General features: G+C 43.3%; 19 protein-coding genes. 10 read left to right on the top strand and 9 right to left on the bottom strand.

From position 1 onward, the window contains the following. Window positions 1–64: 64 nt before the first annotated feature. Window positions 65–955, top strand: a complete 891-nt coding sequence (locus ACIFSR_RS07040) for an ABC transporter permease (protein WP_076270718.1) — start codon at window positions 65–67, stop codon at window positions 953–955. A gap of 14 nt (window positions 956–969) precedes the next feature. Beyond that, window positions 970–1857, top strand: a complete 888-nt coding sequence (locus tag ACIFSR_RS07035) for a carbohydrate ABC transporter permease (RefSeq protein WP_339206077.1) — start codon at window positions 970–972, stop codon at window positions 1855–1857. Window positions 1858–2039: 182 nt separating this feature from the next. On the opposite strand, the gene ACIFSR_RS07030 is transcribed toward ACIFSR_RS07035, so the two are convergent. The 4 genes from ACIFSR_RS07030 to ACIFSR_RS07015 are packed head-to-tail and all read right to left on the bottom strand — an operon-like array spanning window position 2040 to window position 4477. Next, window positions 2040–2738 carry a DUF998 domain-containing protein gene (locus ACIFSR_RS07030; RefSeq protein WP_430056141.1) on the bottom strand — a complete coding sequence of 233 codons (699 nt, stop codon included), beginning with the start codon at window positions 2736–2738 and terminating at the stop codon, window positions 2040–2042. Beyond that, entirely contained in the window at window positions 2735–4051 is a 1317-nt protein-coding gene (locus ACIFSR_RS07025) for an alpha/beta fold hydrolase (RefSeq protein ID WP_430056139.1), read from the bottom strand. Before ACIFSR_RS07025 ends, ACIFSR_RS07030 begins: the two co-directional genes overlap by 4 nt. Then, window positions 4026–4160: a hypothetical protein gene (locus tag ACIFSR_RS07020; protein ID WP_430056137.1), complete on the bottom strand. Its 135-nt coding sequence runs from the start codon at window positions 4158–4160 to the stop codon at window positions 4026–4028. The genes ACIFSR_RS07025 and ACIFSR_RS07020 overlap by 26 nt, the downstream gene beginning before the upstream one ends. After that, window positions 4160–4477, bottom strand: a complete 318-nt coding sequence (locus ACIFSR_RS07015) for an ArsR/SmtB family transcription factor (RefSeq protein ID WP_430056135.1) — start codon at window positions 4475–4477, stop codon at window positions 4160–4162. The genes ACIFSR_RS07020 and ACIFSR_RS07015 overlap by 1 nt, the downstream gene beginning before the upstream one ends. Before the next feature lie 557 nt (window positions 4478–5034). On the opposite strand from ACIFSR_RS07015, the gene ACIFSR_RS07010 reads away from it, so the two are divergent. The 7 genes from ACIFSR_RS07010 to ACIFSR_RS06980 all read left to right on the top strand — a co-directional run bounded on the left by ACIFSR_RS07010 (window position 5035) and on the right by ACIFSR_RS06980 (window position 13482). Next, entirely contained in the window at window positions 5035–6408 is a 1374-nt protein-coding gene (locus tag ACIFSR_RS07010) for a hypothetical protein (RefSeq protein ID WP_430056133.1), read from the top strand. A gap of 386 nt (window positions 6409–6794) precedes the next feature. Then, window positions 6795–7154, top strand: a complete 360-nt coding sequence (locus tag ACIFSR_RS07005; RefSeq protein WP_339206089.1) for a DUF3221 domain-containing protein — start codon at window positions 6795–6797, stop codon at window positions 7152–7154. A 508-nt stretch (window positions 7155–7662) separates the two neighbouring features. After that, on the top strand, window positions 7663–8601 hold the full coding sequence (locus ACIFSR_RS07000; RefSeq protein WP_430056130.1) for a GNAT family N-acetyltransferase: 939 nt from the start codon (window positions 7663–7665) through the stop codon (window positions 8599–8601). 109 nt (window positions 8602–8710) lie between these two features. Beyond that, a complete protein-coding gene (locus tag ACIFSR_RS06995) occupies window positions 8711–9358 on the top strand; it encodes a 2OG-Fe(II) oxygenase (protein ID WP_339206093.1) in 648 nt (215 codons plus the stop codon). A gap of 513 nt (window positions 9359–9871) precedes the next feature. After that, window positions 9872–10639, top strand: a complete 768-nt coding sequence (locus ACIFSR_RS06990; protein WP_430056127.1) for a hypothetical protein — start codon at window positions 9872–9874, stop codon at window positions 10637–10639. Then, window positions 10629–12317 (top strand): VWA domain-containing protein, encoded by a 1689-nt coding sequence (locus ACIFSR_RS06985; RefSeq protein WP_430056124.1) that lies wholly within the window; start codon window positions 10629–10631, stop codon window positions 12315–12317. Before ACIFSR_RS06990 ends, ACIFSR_RS06985 begins: the two co-directional genes overlap by 11 nt. A 25-nt stretch (window positions 12318–12342) precedes the next feature. Next, the gene (locus ACIFSR_RS06980; protein ID WP_339206099.1) at window positions 12343–13482 is read left to right on the top strand and encodes a toxic anion resistance protein; all 1140 of its coding nucleotides are present in this window, start codon (window positions 12343–12345) and stop codon (window positions 13480–13482) included. A gap of 128 nt (window positions 13483–13610) precedes the next feature. On the opposite strand, the gene ACIFSR_RS06975 is transcribed toward ACIFSR_RS06980, so the two are convergent. The 5 genes from ACIFSR_RS06975 to ACIFSR_RS06955 form a co-directional block, all read right to left on the bottom strand. Continuing rightward, window positions 13611–14309 (bottom strand): MgtC/SapB family protein, encoded by a 699-nt coding sequence (locus ACIFSR_RS06975; RefSeq protein WP_076270708.1) that lies wholly within the window; start codon window positions 14307–14309, stop codon window positions 13611–13613. Window positions 14310–14314: 5 nt separating this feature from the next. Continuing rightward, window positions 14315–15112 carry a histidinol-phosphatase gene (locus tag ACIFSR_RS06970; RefSeq protein ID WP_430056121.1) on the bottom strand — a complete coding sequence of 266 codons (798 nt, stop codon included), beginning with the start codon at window positions 15110–15112 and terminating at the stop codon, window positions 14315–14317. 40 nt (window positions 15113–15152) lie between these two features. Beyond that, window positions 15153–16010, bottom strand: coding sequence for a carbohydrate ABC transporter permease (locus ACIFSR_RS06965; protein WP_076270706.1), 858 nt, complete (start codon window positions 16008–16010; stop codon window positions 15153–15155). Window positions 16011–16026: 16 nt separating this feature from the next. Continuing rightward, a complete protein-coding gene (locus ACIFSR_RS06960) occupies window positions 16027–16926 on the bottom strand; it encodes a carbohydrate ABC transporter permease (protein WP_076270705.1) in 900 nt (299 codons plus the stop codon). Window positions 16927–17005: 79 nt separating this feature from the next. After that, window positions 17006–18385: an ABC transporter substrate-binding protein gene (locus ACIFSR_RS06955; RefSeq protein ID WP_430056118.1), complete on the bottom strand. Its 1380-nt coding sequence runs from the start codon at window positions 18383–18385 to the stop codon at window positions 17006–17008. A gap of 247 nt (window positions 18386–18632) precedes the next feature. On the opposite strand from ACIFSR_RS06955, the gene ACIFSR_RS06950 reads away from it, so the two are divergent. Further along, window positions 18633–19481 carry an AraC family transcriptional regulator gene (locus ACIFSR_RS06950; RefSeq protein ID WP_430056115.1) on the top strand — a complete coding sequence of 283 codons (849 nt, stop codon included), beginning with the start codon at window positions 18633–18635 and terminating at the stop codon, window positions 19479–19481. The last annotated feature ends 33 nt before the right edge of the window (window positions 19482–19514 follow it).

Below are 19514 nucleotides of genomic sequence, written 5' to 3'. Positions count from 1 at the left end.
TGGCGGTTTTAAGTGCCTTTTGCAAGCTTTGTTATCCTGATAGGGAGACGGGAGGCTAGCCTTAGTGAGAAAATTAGGCCATCAGAAACACTATTATTTGATGCTGTTGCCGGGTATGGTCTGGCTTGTGATGTTCAGTATTGTGCCTATGTTTGGAATTCTGATGGCCTTTCAGGATTTCAATCCGGGAGCGGGGCTGCTTAAATCCGAGTGGGTGGGGCTCGAAAACTTCAAGTATATGTTTCAGCTTAATGACAGCAAGACGGTTATCGTTAATACCTTTATCATCGCAATCGGCAAAATCGTGCTTAATCTGCTCATTCCGCTCATCTTTGCCATATTGCTAAACGAGCTTCGCAGCATGCGCTACAAAAAGCTTGTGCAGACTGTCGTTTACCTGCCGCATTTTCTATCGTGGGTTATTATGTCAACGATTGTAATCGGAATTTTTGGCTATTATGGCGTTGTTAATACGGTTTTTGGAATGTTCGGCTTTGATCCTAAACTATTTATGGCGGATGCGGGGATATTCCGGCAGCTCATCATCGGTACTGATGTGTGGAAGGAATTTGGTTTTAACGCAATTATATATCTTGCGGCGTTAACAGGCATTAATCTCAATCTATATGAGGCGGCCGCCATTGACGGTGCCAATCGCTGGCAGTTGATTAGGCACGTCACGCTGCCTGCACTGTCAACCACGGTTGTCTTGCTGGGCGTCTTAAGTCTAGGCAACGTGCTGAACGCCGGATTCGATCAAGTGTATAACCTTTATAACCCGCTTGTGTATTCAACTGGAGATATTTTGGATACATGGGTGTACCGACTGGGCTTGCAAAATCTTCAATTCTCGCTCGCGACGGCGGCAGGTTTGTTCAAGTCGGTCATTAGCTTTGTGCTGATATTCATATCCTATCGTCTGGCGTATCGCTATGCCGATTACACGGTATTCTGAGGGAGGGCGCTGCATTGGTCAGAAATACAACGTTAGGCTCACGGACGTTTGAAATTGCCAATATCGTCGTCCTCGGCCTTTTGCTTATTAGCTGTATTTACCCGCTTTGGTACACATTCTGTGTATCAATTTCTGAGAAATCCGCTGCTAATGCAGGCTTGGTTACGCTTTATCCCATTGGCTTCTCCTTGACGCCGTATAAGGAAATTATTAATGACGCCCTCTTCTTTAACGCGTTCTGGATTTCCATTCAGCGCACCGTGCTCGGTACAGGTTTTGCTTTGCTGATGACGGTATTAATGGCTTACCCACTGGCAAGGCCTAAGAGGGATTTTAAAATGCGCAATACCTTCATGTGGATTCTTGTCTTTTGCATGCTGTTTAACGGAGGATTGATTCCGTGGTATCTCACAATTCAAAACTATCATTTGATCGATACGATTTGGGCGTTAGTACTTGGCGGAGGAGTGCCGGTATTCGACGTGATCCTGATTATGAACTTCTTCCGCAATTTGCCGAAGGAGCTGAATGAGGCGGCGGTAGTCGACGGTGCTGGTCCTTGGTCAGTGCTGTTTCGGGTATATATTCCATGCTCCTTTCCTGTACTTGCTGCAGTAGCGTTGTTCCTTAGCGTTTATCATTGGAACGAGTTCTTCAACGGGTTAGTGCTAATGAATACTGCGGCTAAATATCCGCTTCAAACCTATATCCAGCAGCTTGTCGTAAACATTCCGGTTGGCACCAATCTGACCCCTGAACAATATAAGAAGCTGTCCGAGCTGTCTAATCGAACGCTGAATGCGGCCAAGGTTTTCATAGCTATGGTGCCAATGCTGATCGTATATCCTTTCCTGCAAAAGTACTTTGTTTCCGGTATAATGCTGGGCGCGGTGAAAGAGTGAGGCTGTGCCTGTGAGGAAGACGTGCCACTGGTCATTCCATGCAACGAACAGTATAAGCAGCACACTTCGGCGAATTATGGCTTTGCACAGCCATGGTTCGCCACCAATACCATGAAAAAATCCGACCTCGTGAGGTCGGATTTTTTGATTTTTTTGTTCATGCTAGTAGGGAAAATCTGTTTTTATAAGCTCTGCTTGCGAAGCTTGAGCACGTGAAATCCGACGACCAAAAGCCACCCAAGGTAGGATGCGATTAAGAATCTTCCGAATAAACCTGCAAGTACGTCAGGAGTGAACTGTCCATCTTGAGGAATTTGAATTATAAATAGCGCCATTAAAACAAACATAATTCCGCTGCTGATTAACAGTCGTCCGCGAATGGGCCTCCAAGCTTCATTGCGTACCAATGCAAAGCTGATCAAGAGGGCGGCGACAGGCGAATAGTCGAGTGTGGCGCCAATGGCATGCATTTTACCGCTGAACGTTGCAGCATCCGGACTCACCGATATAGGGTCGGTCACAAAAATGCCTGCTATTAAGATACCTGAGACACTTAGTCCAAGAATAACGAGCCCGATGTATCCCAAGACGCTACGAATCTGTGAGAAGATTGCAACTCCGGCACTTATGAGACTTACAGCGAGCAATATAAATGCAAAATGCATCATCCAGCCGAAGTTGCCTAATGCGTATTCGCTGATAAAACGCCAAGTCGGATCGAATTCAGGCTCTAAGAGGTGTAGGCAACCCAGGATCAAGATGAAAAGTAATCCAGAGACGATAGACAATCGTGCGGCATTAGATGATATCGCGGATATAGGTTTTGCAATCAATAGTGGTTTAGCTAATTTCGTATTCTCTAATGGCAATAATCTCGTCATTTTTCTTCTCGGACGATGTCATAATCGACAATCGTCTTCACTAGAATGCTCGGAGCCATCACGACTGCCGAATGATCCTGTCCGGGCAGCGTTTGGGATTCAACAAAAGGCAGTAGTTCGGTAAGTGCTTTGGCTGACTCGTGAAAGAGCGGTTCGCTGTTCTCGCCTGTCATAATTAACGTGGGAACATTTACTTTCCATCGGTCGGTTGGAAGCGGTTTGCCGGATTGCGTGTCACCCATAATCATGCCATCATAGGCGATTGTGTGGGAAATGCTTTCCATCGCCTGCCAAGAAGGATCGGCTTTCATGTAGCCAATATATTCTTCCGGAATACCGAGAGCCTCCGACATGAAGTATTCGACCGCTTCGCTGCGTCTGCCTGCTTGATTTAGCGTGTTCAAATGGTGAACATATTCTGTAGGCAAGGGTTTACGGCTGCCATTAATAATGAACGGTGGTTCGTAAAGATACAGCTTCGACACCTGGTCTCCTAATCGACTCGCTGCTTCAAGAGCTAACACAGCGCCGGATGAGCTTCCAAACAGGCAAGCACTGCCGCCGGCCTTCTGGATTAGAGCCTCAATATCCTCGATTTCACGTTGGACGGAATAAGGCGCGACATCAGAGCTTTGACCGCGGCCACGGCGATCATAGTTGTAAACGGTGTAATGAGTTGCGAGCAGCTGGGCAAGCTGGGCTGCATCGTTATGGTCGGCAACAGCCGATGATACTAGGATAACGGCAGGTCCATTTCCTAGCTTTTCATATGCGATCTTTGTTCCATCCTTTGAAGTAGCTGTATCCATAAGTCCTCCCGTCGACGTTTCTAAGTATTCTTCAAGTCGGTCAAATGCATCATTGAAGCCTTCAATCATGCCCATTGCTTCGGCATTTTCCAATTCCTCGGCACTTGCGAATCGTGTAACGATACTAAGCTTTGTGCCATTTGTTGTTTCCTCGAATAGAACAGTCGTTAGCATCTCGCTGTTCTCTACGACATTCCAGTCTTTGTCGGTAAACGAGTCGGTGTATACTAGTGTAAAGGGTTCAGTAACCTCTTGATAAACAGCTTTGCAGAAAGCCTCTTCCCCGATAATGCCATCTGATTTGAGACTATAACGCCAAATACCGCCGGGTCTTACATCCATTTCAAAGACGGTGGTTGTCCATAATTTAGGGCCCCACCAACGCGCGATATGTTCCGGGTTTGTCCAACCTTCCCAAGCAAGCTTGGGAGGCAAGGCTAATATCCGTTCGATGGTAAGCTCACGAAGTTCCCGGTTTTTATGGATTTTTGTTTTTGATCGCATCTTCATTCATCCTTTTTAGATCATTTTCTAGTGCGTCAAATCGATTATTCCAAATGGCTTGGTGATTTCGAACATTGCTGCGATAACGCTTGAGATAAAAGGCTAGCATTAATCCTCCTTTTTTTTGTAGTCGAGCATATAATCCTCAAAATGATCGAGACGCTCTTCCCAAAGGATACTAAATGAGTCAAACCACGCATCCAGATCCTGAAAGGGCTTTGCTTCAAGGCTATATATTCGCTGTTGTGCCTTGTTGCGGGAGCGCACCAACCCAGCCTCGCTCAAAATTCGTAGATGGCGAGACACTTGCGGTTGACCGATATTGAGCGCTTGGACGATCTCACTCACCGATCGTGGTGCTTTTTTTAATAATTCAACAATGTTAAAGCGGTTCGGCTCGGCGAGTGTAAGTAATGTTAATTGCATAGTGTTTGTGTTCATGCATTAAATATACACTTAAATGTATATACGTGTCAACGTATATAATAAATTAAAAAAACTCATGCATGGGTTGGTAAGTCGTAATACATGTCAAATAATTCAATCTACCGTTACACTATTGGAGATTCATATTGGAGGAGATAGCATTTTAACTGGAAGGATATTGAAGCTGCCAAAGCGAATTATTTAACGGTGCATGTTTTGAATTACGGCTTAAAAACAACGTATATACTCGTGCTAGGCGATATGAGTTTGCACCGCCCCTCCCAACTGAGAATTTAAAATAGGAGGTCGTTTGAACTAGCGGGTAGGTTAGTGGAGCAAATCGTAGTGCATTATTTCGTGGTAATTGTTTAAAGTGAGGTGCCTAAACAATGGAACTGGTAAATAAAATTGAAGTCGTAACGATGAATAGTGAGTATTGTAGAGTTGAACATCATACTATCGTTATTGATGGTACTCCTCTGGATTTATTACTTCAGAATAATCTAACTATCTGACGAAAATATAGAAAAAGAGATCGTTTCTAAGGGGATTAGTATGTGCGAACAGAAGAAATGACGGTCAAGAAACTAGTATTAGTGGTAGTTGTCCTTAACATAATCGTGGGCATACTGAGTGGATGTGGCGATAGACCCAATCCCCCTGAGAATATACAGAAGGCAGGAAAGCAAGTGGATATTTACGTTGATGGGAATGAAATTCTTATTACTAACAAACCTTTTATAGAGGGACGAAGATTGTATCTTCCTCTTGATTCGGTACTTACTGCCATGGGTTGGACTTATAATCACGAAAAAGATGGATCATTAGCTATCTCTTACAAAACATTAAATGGAAGTGGTACGACCTATATGCATGATGAGTGGGAAGATACGCTTCGACTAGTTGATGGGCATATTTATATTCACTCGAAACGATTAAGTGGTTTAACAGATTCAGAAATTGTTTTTAATGCTGGGATAGGTAAAGTTATGATTACAACATCTCCAAACCCTGGCGAGGTCACAGATGAAGACAGGGAGGAATTGCTCGCATGGCAAGCGAAGCAAGAAACGGTCACAGAGAATACAATGAGTGCAGAGGAAAGTGAGGAAATTAATTACGGAAAATATTCTGATCTGGATATATTCAGCGACCTGTACTCCTTAGATAAGGAACTTGAAGAAGAAGGACTATCGTTATGGGATGAGCTCGGCTTTTACGGAGGTTATTACCAAAGTGAGTATGGGAATACTCCTTGGGATATCATTTCGTTTGGGTGGACGGGTGGAGATGGCGAACACTACGGCTTCTTAACGGAATTTGGATCTGTCCCGGATTTAAATAATGCCCCTATTGTAAGAGTTTCCCCAATGGGTGGGGATGAAGCTGGAGAAGTCATTGCCAACAATATTAGGGAGTTTTTGAGCGTAATTGCTATTGACAGTACTTTTATATATATGTCGTTTGAAAGTGATGAGGCCTACCAAAACTACTTACAAGAGGAAGAGGAAGCGCAATATGAATGGGCACCAACCGAGGAAGATCAAGCAAATCGCCGTAAGGTCATGTCCAGACTGGTAGATGCGCTAAACCTACCAAAAATCGATCATCCATATACATACCTTGATCGAGTGAAAGCAGCGAGGGAGAAACGAATCGTTGTCGCTACTCCTGATGGACTAGGGGTAACCAATGTACATCCTGGAGATAAAGGTCAGCAACACGAAACACTTCTGGTGGATGATGATTTGGAAGCTGAAGAATTGCAGGGTTATTTAAAGCGGGCTACCTATGCTGGCAAACTAGCGTTGATACGTACATTTAACGCAAAAGGCTTTCATAGCGAGGAAGTCGAAAAAGTAATGGTAGAAGAAATGACCAGACTGGGACTAACCGATGAAATTGCCAGAATGAACGCATCAGCTTGGTAGATGTTAAAAATACAATGTTAAGAGAAAGAACTTAGCCTTTAAATGAATTTTTGTTACGAGGGTGGGTAACGTTAGTTGAATAGAACATATTAATGAGCAGGCTGCGGAACCTGCTCTCATTTACATCAAGATAATGAGATGAAATTTGAAATTGAAAGTGAGCAAAGTTTTTTTAGAGAGACGGTCGAAGGACTAGAAGAAATAGTGAATCATCATGGTGGTTTAAAAGGAATACAACATGAATGTTGAACCGAGTGGCAATAATGATTAAGTATGAAATATGATGACGTATTGATAAATCAACCAAAACAAAAGCTTGAAATTGTATTCGTTCGTAACATATCACTTACATTTTCGTCTAAAGGTTATACTGAATAGGGGTGAAAATGTTGAAAAAGTTAGTATTAGGAGTAGCCTTAGCAATTTTCGTATGTGGATTAGCTGGTTGCAGTTCCTCATCAGACGACAAAAAGGGGAATTACATTATTGCAAAAGAAGAGCAAAAAATTTTAGTAGCGAAGGATATCTCTTGGAAAGATGCAGAAAGTATGGACTTTGAAACATTTAAAAAGAATGATATTGAATTAATAAATTATATTGTTGAGGATACTCTGCTCTACAACGAGCTGGCGATAGGTGAATCAGTTAATGTAACTCCCAAAACGAATGATAAAGGTGAATATGTTGTAATGCAATCTTATCCCCCACAAATTATAGCTGGTAAAATAGAAAGGCAGAAGCACTAGGCAGGTTATAGGTCATTAAGTTTTTGCTATCTGTAGGATAAAATACGGGTAGAAATCTTTTATAATTATTTAGTAAATTGAAAATAGGCATTCTCGTTGGTAATATAGACAAATAAGCATGCGATAGGAGTGAATGGTGTCATGATTATTGTTGTTCTTAATCAGTTGAAAAAATAACTGAATATATGAGGTGTGGCTTAATTGGAGGTGATCGCAGTTATGATCTGCATACCTGCTATTTGGCTAAACTCGTACATTAAGAACAATAGCAATATCATACGCCCTTACTCTAACGCGACTTATGTGCGCGGTAATTGTATTCTTATATCAGGTATAATGAATTTCATTCCTGTGAATAGGGATCACTTAGGAGATTAGAGGCTGCAGATGAAGCTACGTTCATCTGTAGTCTTTTTGTCGTTCTCGGACGTCTTGTAGAGAGGTATCAAACGGTAGTAATTCGTGTTTTCATTCTATTATTTTGTGAATTTACAAGGAGGTATGGAGTATGCAATTAAACAATTGGTCTATGGATACCATTACTTATGATTTGTCGAAGGAATATTCTATTCGGATGGCGGATCCAGAAGAATGGGGATTGTATTGTTCTGTATATTATAATATGCAATATAATGGTTTTTTTAGAGAAGAAAGCTATGCAGCATCGCGAAGAAATTCATATTGGATTTATGAGGGAGAGAATAAAATCGGTGGCGTAAGAATGGCGCCCAACGTAATCTACCATTTATTTTTTATTCCTCCTTTTAATGATGCATTCAAGATATTGAAGCTGCTTAAAAAAATAGTAATACATTGGTCTGACAGATCGCAGCCAATTAAGACTTTTGAGGTTCTTCCTGATCAAGTTCAATTATTTGCGAGGGCAGGCTTCTGGGCGGATGAATTCAGATGCCGTTGGATGCAGCGTCCTACAGATCATTTCGAAGTTATCTGGGATGATAATCTAATTATTGAAAGTCCCCAAATTGAAGAAAACGAGACGGGAGCTAAGCGATTCATCAATGAAGATGACATTGCTCATTGTGACTATGAAAGCTTTAAAGGCGGATTTGAAGCAGTAAGGAGAAAAAAGTTTTCTTTAGAAGATTTTATGCCAAATGAAGATCCTAATTATTCGAATGACATATTAGTTCAGGCCTCAACACTAATCTATGATAAGAACTCTGGTCAGCTCATTGCCAATTGTCGTCTTTGTCTACAAGATAACATGGCAGCAGTATATAGTATCGGTGTAATACCTGCTCATAGAGGAAGAGGGCTGGCTACACTTATGCTGCAAAGAGCGCTGAGTATGCTGAAAAATAAATATTCAATTCTACGATTGTATGTGATGGAAGGTAACGATGCAGAATCTGTTTATTTTAATCTCGGGTTCGTGCCCGGAGTACAGGAGATACAAAATATGTATATACCTGCGCAACCATAGCGGGGTGACCGTTTGATTGTTTCGATTTTTCTGATTTTTTAAAGTAAATACTTGAAATGTATGGTATGGTATTTTGTGGTGAATGTCATACCATAGGGGCTGTGTAAGAATGATAGGGGATACGACGGAAAAAGAGCGGACGATATTTGATCATGCTGGAAATACAATTAAGACAGAAGATCGAGAGATTCGTATTCTTGCCAAGTATGAGGAGCCATTGGTTGTCGTACTAGGAAATGTGCTTAGCGATGAGGAATGCGATGAGCTAATTAGACATTCTAGGGAACAATTGCAACGTTCAAAAATAAGTGGAGATCGTGCAGAGAACCAAATTAGAACGAGCAGTGGAGTATTTTGTGAGGAGAATGAGACGATTACAAAAATCGAAAAAAGATTCTCTCAAATTATGAATATTCCCATTGAGCATGGCGACGGCTTGCAAGTTTTGCTGTATACCCCTGGCCAAGAGTATCAGCCACATTATGATTTTTTCGCAGAAACAAATCGAGCAAGTGCTAACAATCGAATTAGTACGCTTATAATGTATTTGAATGATGTGGAGGAAGGCGGAGAAACGGCGTTCCCTCTGCTTAATATTTCAGTTTTTCCTAACAAAGGCATGGCTGTTTACTTTGAATATTTTTATAACAATAATGAAATAAATGATTTCACCTTGCATGCAGGTACACCGGTGATTAAAGGTGAAAAGTGGGTCGCGACGATGTGGATGAGAAGACAGGCGCTGCGCATTTCATAAAGAGTGATTTGGAAGCAATGAATATAAGGAATCATACTAATCCCAGCAATCAAATCATTGCGCTGAGGCCAATTGTCGTTGTACTTTGGCGCAGTTCGCTTCCACAATGTGAATCCCCGACCATAAGAGGTCGGGGTTTTTGCTTTTTCACTTATTAGGCAGCTGTTTTATTATTTAATTAATAGGTTGATTGCATCGTTTACCCCTCGTAAGTCCTCGTAAGGTACTTAGGTATTACAGCTTCAGCTTTCTAATGCCTCTAGGCAGCAGATCATTGCCTTCCCCTACTTATAAATCCAATAACAAAGAGACCCTCAGGCATCTCTTTTTTCCATTTATAAATTCAAACGGATAAATTAGTAAGATTTAGGAGCTTGTTCGGTTATTCTCTGATAAAATTAAGCATAAGGAGTGTAATATCTACATTTTAACGATATAGCTGTGTTGATAACGATGCTTCTTAAAAAGTTGAATTGGAGTAAGTTACTGTAATAGCAGGGGGAAGTGTGAACGTTGGATAACGGGAGATTTTTGAAGCTGTTTGGGCTTATTGGCGGAGTTGCGATCCTGAATATTGTCGTGTTGTCACCTGGGCTTCTAGGTGTGGAAATAGGAGGTGAAAGTGTACTTGAAACGGCTTCAGGCGTAACGTTATTGGTTGTAAGCCTGCTTGTTATGTTATATGGGAGTTATAGTTTGCTTTTTAAACCGCCAGTTGCGCTGCCTGTAAAAAACATTTCAACGCGTGAGGATTATATCGCAGCGCTTCAACCGTATCGACATGCAAAAGATCTTAAAAATGATATGGCTCTTGCTTTGGATCAGCTGGAACGCATAGAAAAGAAGAAGACCGCCTTGACCGAGGTTCTTAGTCAGCGATTTGATCAGACGGAGTTAAGCTATAAGAAGTTCGATTCGGTTATTTATGAGGTTGAGAAGCTGTTCTATCTTAATATTAGAGGTATTCTCAATAAGCTTAGTGTATTCAATGCCTCTGGATACTCCAACTTTACAGGCCAACAGCAACCCGCGGGGCTATCTAACAAGCTAGTACAGGAAAAAACAAATTTATACAAGGAGTACTTATCCTACGTGACGGGTTATCTTCGTGCGAATGAGGAAATTTTGCTTAAGCTAGATAAATTATTATTGGAAATATCGCTGTTAAACAGTACCGATTATAGAGATGTTGAGGAAATGTCATGCATGAAGGAAATCGATATATTAATCAAGCAGACTAAATTATATAAGCATGGAGAGGGAGACGGATATGGCAGGTAAGGGGAAAGCTTTTGTAGTGATAGGAGCTATTGCAGTGTCTGTTTTTTTGCTTGTTTATTTAGGCATTAGCTTAACTTCAAATTTAGGTAAAACAAAGACGCAGATCACGACGGAAGATGCAGCGAAAAAGCTTGATAAATTATATAAAGATGTGTCTGTGAAAACGATACAGCCAATTAAGGGTCAAATCGATCTCGATCCCGCGTCAATCGGGGATTCCTTACCTGATATTTCGAAGTTTCCGGTTTCAGTAACAAATACAACCGATAGCTTTGTAGAGATTTTCTCTTCCACAGAGAAATCAGGAACGGGTGTTGATGGCTGGTTAAACGAGGTGGCTGAAGAATTCAATAAATCCAATACGACGGTAAATGGAAAGCCGGTTTCGGTCATGATCCGTAATATTGCTTCGGGAACTGCTGCCGATTATATCAGGTCAGGCAAATATATACCGGATGCTTTTACTCCTTCCAACGAGCTGTGGGGAGAAATGGTGAAAGCGGATGGCATCCAAGCTGAGCTGGTCTCTAAGCGTCTTGTTGGTAATGTTACTGGCATTGTAGCAACCAAGGCGAAATATGATGAGCTTGTCGATAAATACGGTTCTCTGAATTTAAAAACAGTAACCGACGCTATCGCGGATAATGAGTTGGCTATGGGGTATACAGATCCATTTGCCAGTTCTACAGGGCTAAACTTTCTGGTGACTGCCCTCGGAACCTTTGACAGCTCCAATCTGCTTGGGGAGAAAGCGGTTCAAGGCTTTGAGAAGTTCCAGGCCAATGTACCTTTTATTGCTTCTACCACGTTGCAAATGCGTGAGGCAGCCAAGACGGGTATGCTTGATGCTTTTGTTCTTGAGTATCAAACCTTTGTGAACGCAACAGATTTCAAAGCAGGTTACGTGTTCACCCCTTTCGGTGTCAGACATGACAGCCCGCTTTATGCTTTAGGTGATTTGCCAAAGGATAAGCTCGACATTATTCAGAAGTTTGCCGATTTTGTGGAACAAGAAAAATATCAGAAATTAGCGGAGCAAAAGGGTTTTAATGGCCTGAATGACTATAAGTCAGAGCTTGAAGCGGTGGATGGCAGTATTTTGTCTGCTGCGCAGAAGCTGTGGAAGGAAAAGAAGAACGGGAGTAAACCGATAGCGGCTGTGTTTGTAGCAGACGTATCAGGGAGTATGGGCGGTGAGCCCTTAAACCGATTGAAGGAATCGCTGCTGAAAGGACAAAAGTTTTTGGGACGGGACAACAGTATTGGATTTGTTTCTTACTCCAGTGATGTAGCCATTAATCTTCCTATAGGGAAGTATGACACAAATCAGCAGTCGATGTTCGTTGGGGCCATAGACAGCCTTCAAGCCAGTGGAGGAACAGCTACTTTTGACGGTATTGTGGTGGCGATGAAAATGCTTCAGGATGAGATAGCCTTGAATCCGGATGTGAAGCCGCTAATCTTTGTGCTCAGCGACGGGGAAACGAATGAAGGGCATTCGCTTAAAGATATTAGAGGACTGATTGAGACGTACAAAATCCCAATCTACACGATAGGTTACAATGCGAATATCAAGGCGCTTCAAAGTATTTCGAGCATCAATGAGGCGGCCAGCATTAACGCAGATACAGAGGATGTTGTTTATAAAATCAGCAATTTGCTCAACGTTCAAATGTAAGGATTATCAATGAGGAGGGGCTTCAATGTCATTTTCTATGGAAGTGATTAGTGAGGAAAAATTGAAATCAGCAATGGAGGAGCAGGTTAAGCCCGAGCCAGAGGAATTAACGCAGCTGAAGGAGCTGGCTTTAAATAATGTTTCTACGATTTTGGCATTGGATATCGAGTCATTGGAGAAACGGAGGGCGGTCTTGCAATCCATCGATAGCTTTGGGATGAGCTCCATGCGGTCATCCTCGGAGAAAAATGCTCTTTTGCAGGTTTCTGTAGGGAACTTATCCAAAACAGGGGATGAAGGCGGGCAGGTAGCCAAGGGCTTGGCGGAGCTGCATCTTCAGTTAAAAGATCTAGATCCCAGCGTCATAGATTTTGCGAAAAGCGGGGTTTTAGGTATGTTGTTTAACCCTTTGCGGCGTTATTTTGTAAAGTACCAGAAAGCAGATGCTGTCATTTCGGACATCATAATTTCTTTGGATAAGGGAAAAACGGTATTGAAAAATGATAATACAACCTTGGAGATTGAGCAGCATGCTCTCAGGGAGCTCACTAAAAAGCTTCAAAAGGAAATCCAACTGGGTGTGTTAATGGATTCGGAAATTGAATCGCAGATCGAAGCAGCTAAACTGCGTCAAGAATCTGAAGACAAAATCCTGTTCATTACAGAGGAAGTTTTGTTTCCTTTGCGCCAGCGTCTCATGGATTTGCAGCAAATGCTGGTCGTTAATCAACAGGGGATTATGGCAATTGAAGTTGTGATGAGAAATAATAAGGAGCTCATGAGAGGGGTAGACAGAGCGAGGAATGTTACCGTTTCTGCCCTGAAAATTTCAGTCACAGTAGCCAGCGCACTCTACAATCAAAGGATTGTACTAAAAAAGATTGAGCTCCTTAATCAAACCACGGACACTCTCATCAGCGGCACTTCAAAAATGCTGAAAGACCAAGGTGCAGCGATCCATAAGCAATCACTTGAAACAAATATTTCAGTCGACACGATGAAACAGGCTTTTGTTGATGTGCTGTCGGCGTTAGATTCAATTAGCACCTATAAGCAGGAGGCGCTTCCTCGTATGCGTGAAACCATTAGTCAGTTTAGAGAACTGGCGAATGAGGGAGAGAGCAGAATTTTGCGGCTGGAGAAGGGGCAAAAGTTAGGCTTGTAGATGGCACGATGAGGAGGGGCGACACCCCGCTAATTAAAAGAGTTGATATACTAGTAAACGCATCATTTCAGTGCAAATATGAACAAACACCCCCGGAGGTTACCACCGGGGGTGTTTAGCTACTTATTCTATTCAAAACTGACAGCAACGACTCCGCCGATTTGTTTCATTTCGGCTACGATTTCCTTCGGCTCCATGGTTCTTGGAACGACGATATCAAGCTTTACTTCCCAGCATAGCGGCATATCTAGCGATGGACGTATCCGCTGCAGCATCATTTTTTGCGTCATAATCGAGCGGCTGGCAAGCCTCTGGGTGACGATGTCCAGCAGCTCCTCTTCTGTCTCCGCCTGAATGGTAAGCTTTCTTACCTTCTTGCTCTTCAGAAAACGGTGCTCCACTTTATTGAAAACCCATAATGTTATGAACACAAGAATCGTTCCTGCCGCTGCGCTAAAATAAAAACCCGCACCGATCTGCAGCCCAATGGCTGCGACGACCCATAAGGACGCGGCTGTTGTCAGTCCCGTAATTGACTTGCCTGTGAATAGAATCGTGCCGGCTCCGAGAAAGCCGACGCCGGTAATGACAGCCGTCGCTAACCGCGCCGGGTCAATCCGTACGTTGGGCTCTCCCGCAAATTCAGCGAAGCCGTAAATGGACAGCAGCATGATCATCGAAGAGCCGAGGCAAACCAGAATATGCGTGCGAAGCCCAGCCGGATGATTTTGCTGCTCCCGTTCGAAGCCGATGAGACCGCCAAGAAATACGGCCAGAGACAACCGGATTAGGATGGTGGCATGGTCAATAACCCACGGGTTATCCAAGGCGATCACCGACTAATTGGAACCATCAACCGTTCGCGTTTGCGGAATATGGCCCATTCTCGATACCCAATTTCATATAAATGGCTGCCGATGGCCGAGAAATGCTCGCCTACACGTTCGGGCTGGTGCGCATCGGAGCCGAAGGTCACCTTAACCCCATAATGGAGCGCGCGTTCTAGGAAATAGCCATCCGGCACCCAATTGTTGTCGGAAGAATTGATTTCGATGACGACGTCGCTAGCAGCAATTGCTTTCAACGTGACGTCGGCAGCTTCTGTGCGGAGCTCTGGATAACCGTAGAAGTAGCGATTCAATGAATCTACATGACCTAAAATATCATATAATCCACACTTGGCGGACTGAGCGATATAATCATAAAATAAATTTTTCACTTCCACTTTACGTGCTGCAGTCAAGCCTTCCCAATACTCTGAATCGTATATGCCGATACCGGCGAATTCATGCACAGAGCCAATAACATAATCAAAAGGATAAGAAGCGATAACCGAGCGGTATAAATCCAGATGTTCAGGTAAAAAATCAGCTTCGATGCCGAGCAGCACCTCTATTTTTTCTTCATAGTCTTTCTTTAGCTCCAAGACCTCTTTAATATAAGTGGGAAACTCGCTTTTTGCCATGCTGCCAGTTAAGGAAGGACGATCTTCAGCAATTGCGAAAAATGGTGTATGATCTGAGATGCCGATAATATCTAATCCCTGTGTTATTGCTGCTTCGATATATTCCTTGACGGAACCAACTGCGTGTCCGCAGCGTTCATGATGCGTATGATAGTCAAACTTCATGTAGTACCTCCGATGAATGCGTGATGAATACTAGATTTATTTAGCCTTTAGAGCCGGATACAACGATTCCTTGAATGAAATACTTTTGAGCAAAAAAGAAAATGAACAGCAAAGGCAAAATCGCGACCAGCGAAGCTGCCATCAACAGATGCCACGGTGTTGCTCCGTATGCAGCTGTAAAATTAGCGAGCCCGAGTGAAATCGGGTATTTCGTCATATCGTTCAAATAAATGAGCGGTCCGAATAGATCATTCCATCTCGATATCAGCTCCAAAATAGCCGCAGTTGCGAACGCAGGCATGGAGAGAGGAATTAGGATGCGGAAATACATCGTGAAATGGCTTCCTCCGTCGATTTTGACGGCTTCATCCAATTCTTTGGTAATGCCCAAATAAAATTGGCGCATTAGAAAAATGGTGAAGGAGCTTGCTGTAAAAGCTGGGATCACGAGCGGCAGATACGTGCCAGTCCAGTGCAGCTTTGTAAACAGCAAATATTGTGGAATCAAGGTGACTTGGGACGGAATCATCATCGTACTGAGGACAAGCCCGAATAAAAGCATACTTCCGCGCGCCCGCAATCTTGCAAAAGCGAAGGCGGCCATCGACGAGGAGAATACGACTGCACCTACCGTCACGGCTGAGTACCACACCGAGTTCCATAGGAAACGAGCCATAGGGGCATCGATGAAAATCTGCTTAAAGTTGATCCACTGCAAATGGGCTGGAAACCACGTCATCGGAACGCGATGAATTTCGCCGATGGTCTTAAGCGAAGTGGAGAGCATCCAAAACAGCGGAAATGCGAATAATAGAACGCCTCCGTATAGAAGGATGTAGATGATTGTTTTGTCCATCAGACGCAGATCGCCGTGATTGTACGATTTTTTTCGCTTCATAATAAAGGAACCTCCTTTACTTCGAGTCATATTCATAGTGGACGAATTTTTTGGAGCCCCACAGCGATACGAGAGTCAGCGCGAAAATAAGCAGGAATAATATCCATGCCTGAGCGGAGGCATACCCCATCCGGAACTGCTTGAATGCAGTATCAAATAAATAATACACGTAGAAATAGGAGTTCCAGTCCGGCCCTCCCTTCGTGATAACGTAGGCTTCCGTAAAGATTTGCAGCGATCCGATCATGCTAATAATGGTATTGAATAAAATGACAGGTGAAATAAGCGGAATCGTAATTTTACGGAACTTCGCGAAACCGCTCGCCCCTTCCATAGATGCGGCTTCAAACAGATCTGCCGGCAGCGATTGCAGCGCGGCAAGAAAGATCACCATCGTGCTGCCTGATGCCGTCAATTGCATGAGTACCATGGATGGAACGACCGTACCCGGGCTCGTAAACCAACCTGGTCCTTGAATGCCGAACCAATCATAAAGGACAGAGTTCACGACACCGAACTGCGGGTTAAGCAGCCATGACCACAAAAAGGAGACGGCTACACCAGATATGATGCTTGGTGCGTAATACAGCGTGCGTAGGAGCGATTGCCCCTTGATTTTTTGATTAAGCAGAACGGCAACAATTAAAGATGTCAGTATCGTAAACGGTACGGCCATAACGCTGTAATAGAGAGTCACGGACAATGACTTGTAAAACAGCCGGTCTCCGAACAGCGTGCTGTAATTGCTTGTTCCTGCAAATGTCGGGGACGAGATGACATTGTAATCAGTGAAGCTGAGCAGCAGCGAGACGAGAATCGGTCCCCCGGTGAAGCATATAAAACCGATAAACCAAGGGGCTATGAAAAACCAAAACGACCGTTCCTCGCGCTTCATGGCCAGCGAAAGCTTTCTCATGGGCTACCTCCGTTGGGCCGGCGGACGCCTTCTAATGAAGGGCATCCGCTCGGCTGAAATTTACTTAAAGCTCTGGCTGCTATTGATTCAAATTCAACGATAGGAGGTTATCATTCAACACTTTCAAACCGTCGGCTATGCTCTTCTTGCCTCCCCATACCAGATAGAGCGATTGGTTCATCGTTTCTAGAACCGTATTGAATTTGACGATCAAATGGTTTTCAGCTTCCCTGCCATACTTGATCGAGCCTTCGTGAACCTGCTTGAATGCCTCAGGGTCCATGCCGATTTCTGCACCCATTTTGTCATACCAAAGCTTGAATAAGCTCGCGTCTGCCGGCGTTCTTCCTACTTCATTCATGTAACGGTAGGCGCCGCCGCCTTCAGCTGGATTAGCTAAATGCCGGACAAATTCCCATGCCTCGTCGGGATGCTTGCTTGTTGCCGAGATGCTCCAAGGATCAACATAAAGGGTAACCTTGCGTCCTTCATGATAGGGAACAGCCGCAACGCCCCATTTGAAATCCGCTTGCTTGTAGGAGCCGAGTCCCCAGCCGCCAGAAATGTACATTCCGACTTTGCCGGTAAGGAAAGGATCGCCTAGCTGCGCGGATGCGGCTACTGTCTCTGCGTTCGGCGCTACTTTGTATTTATTGATCAAATCCACATTGAATTGCAGTGCTTCGACGTTAATCGGCTTCATTAGATCAGGCTCACCCATTACGCCAGATGTATAAGCTTCGGGCTTGAATAGATCTCCTCCGAATAGCCATGTCATTGCATTTGCGCTTAATGCGCTGGAGAAGCCAAAAACCTGCTTGCGAGCGTCACCTACGTCATGAGACAACTTTTGTGCGGTTTCGAGCATCGCATCGAAATTCCAAGACTTATCATCCCAGTCGGTCGTCGGGTAAGAAAGGCCAGCAGCATCGAATAAGTCCTTGTTGTAATAAAGATAAGTAGCGTTGCTTACGAGCGGAATGCCGTAATTTTTACCGTTGATTTTATAAATATCGAGCAGGTTAGGGTCCATTGTATCGAGCTCGGGAGCCCCTTTCTCAATATAAGGAGTAAGGTCCTTCAATGCGCCCATCTTCATATAAGTAGCAAATCCGCTATCCGCCTGATTGGGATTCCAAACATCCGGTGCATTGCCGCTGGCAATCAAGGTAGTCAGCTTTTGATCGAATTGATCGTACGGGATATTCTCAAGCCGCACTTTAACATTCGGATGGCTTTCTTCGAAGGTCGAAACCATTGCGTCCTGCCATGCCTTTTTGTCCGGGTCTGCTGCCATTACCCAAACGATCTCAACCTTATCCTTGCCGTTGTTCTTTACCCCTTCGTTGCTGTTATTTTTTGACCCGGCTTCACCGCCGCAAGCAGACAACGTGGTAGAAAGGGAAAACAAAAGAAGTGCACTCATCACTAAACGATTTTTCGTTATTAGATTTTTCATGACAACCCCCGTATTCGTTTTTTTGAACCCACTTTTACAAAATGTTAATAAAACTAACTCGAATTATTGTTATTTCATTCCAAAAGCATGTTCTACTATGCATCACCCACTGTTGTTATGCCTTGTTGCTAACCAATATAGCATATGATAATATGAATTATAAGCACATATCTTATCTAATTTATCATTTTTCTACGTATATTACTTTGAATATAAACTCATTACTTTACATGGTGGTGTAATGTTTATGGAGTCGAATTTTTATGAAGCTGCAAAGTTTGATATTAGTCGTGAGAGAAAAACTGACACAAGCATGCCATCACGTCATTATCATAATGGCTATGAAATCTTCTATCTCGTCTCTGGTGATATCAGCTACTTTATCGAAGATAAAAGCTATCAGGTGGTTGGCGGCGCGTTATTGATCATCAATGTGAATGAGATTCATAAGCTGGTCAATTCAAGCAGAGAATCTTTTGAGCGGATTACGCTGTTGTTTCAAGAGGAATTCCTTGAGGATATGTTTCCTTACAATGACAGCTTTCATGTGCTATCCAGCTTTTCAAGCGGCAAAAATTTCATGCCCTTAAACGGCCAAGAACAAAGCATGATCGAGAAGCTTTTCGATAAAATGATTGCGGAATTTATTAAGCAGCCTCCCGGCTATGAATATTATTTAAAAACACTACTGTTCGAGCTGCTTATTTTCCTTTACCGCAAGACGTCAACGCTTCCTGCAGCTGAACATGACGGAAGCAATCCGATTAATAAAAAGATTTTTGAAATCGTCGATTATTTGAACCAGCATTATCATGAAAACCAAACGATTCAGGGCATATCCAGCAGCTTTTTCATCAGCTCCTCTTACTTTTGCAAAATGTTTCGGGAGAACACAGGCTTCACCTTCACAGAGTATTTGAACAATGTTCGAATCAAGGAGGCACGCCAGCTCTTAACGGGGAGCACCTTAAAAATAGCTGATATTGCTGAAAAGGTCGGCTTTGAGAGCATGACGCATTTTGGGCGTATTTTCAAAGATATTACCGGCCATTCACCGCTCAAATACCGCCAAGCCTATAAGTTTGAATTGAATTAACCAAATAGAAAAAAGCCAACTCCGACGCAAATC

The organism is Paenibacillus sp. NRS-1760 (genome assembly GCF_050467785.1).
Lineage (GTDB): Bacteria > Bacillota > Bacilli > Paenibacillales > Paenibacillaceae > Pristimantibacillus.
Note: the sequence above shows the minus strand (reverse complement) of the source record. Positions and strands in the feature narration are given on the sequence as shown.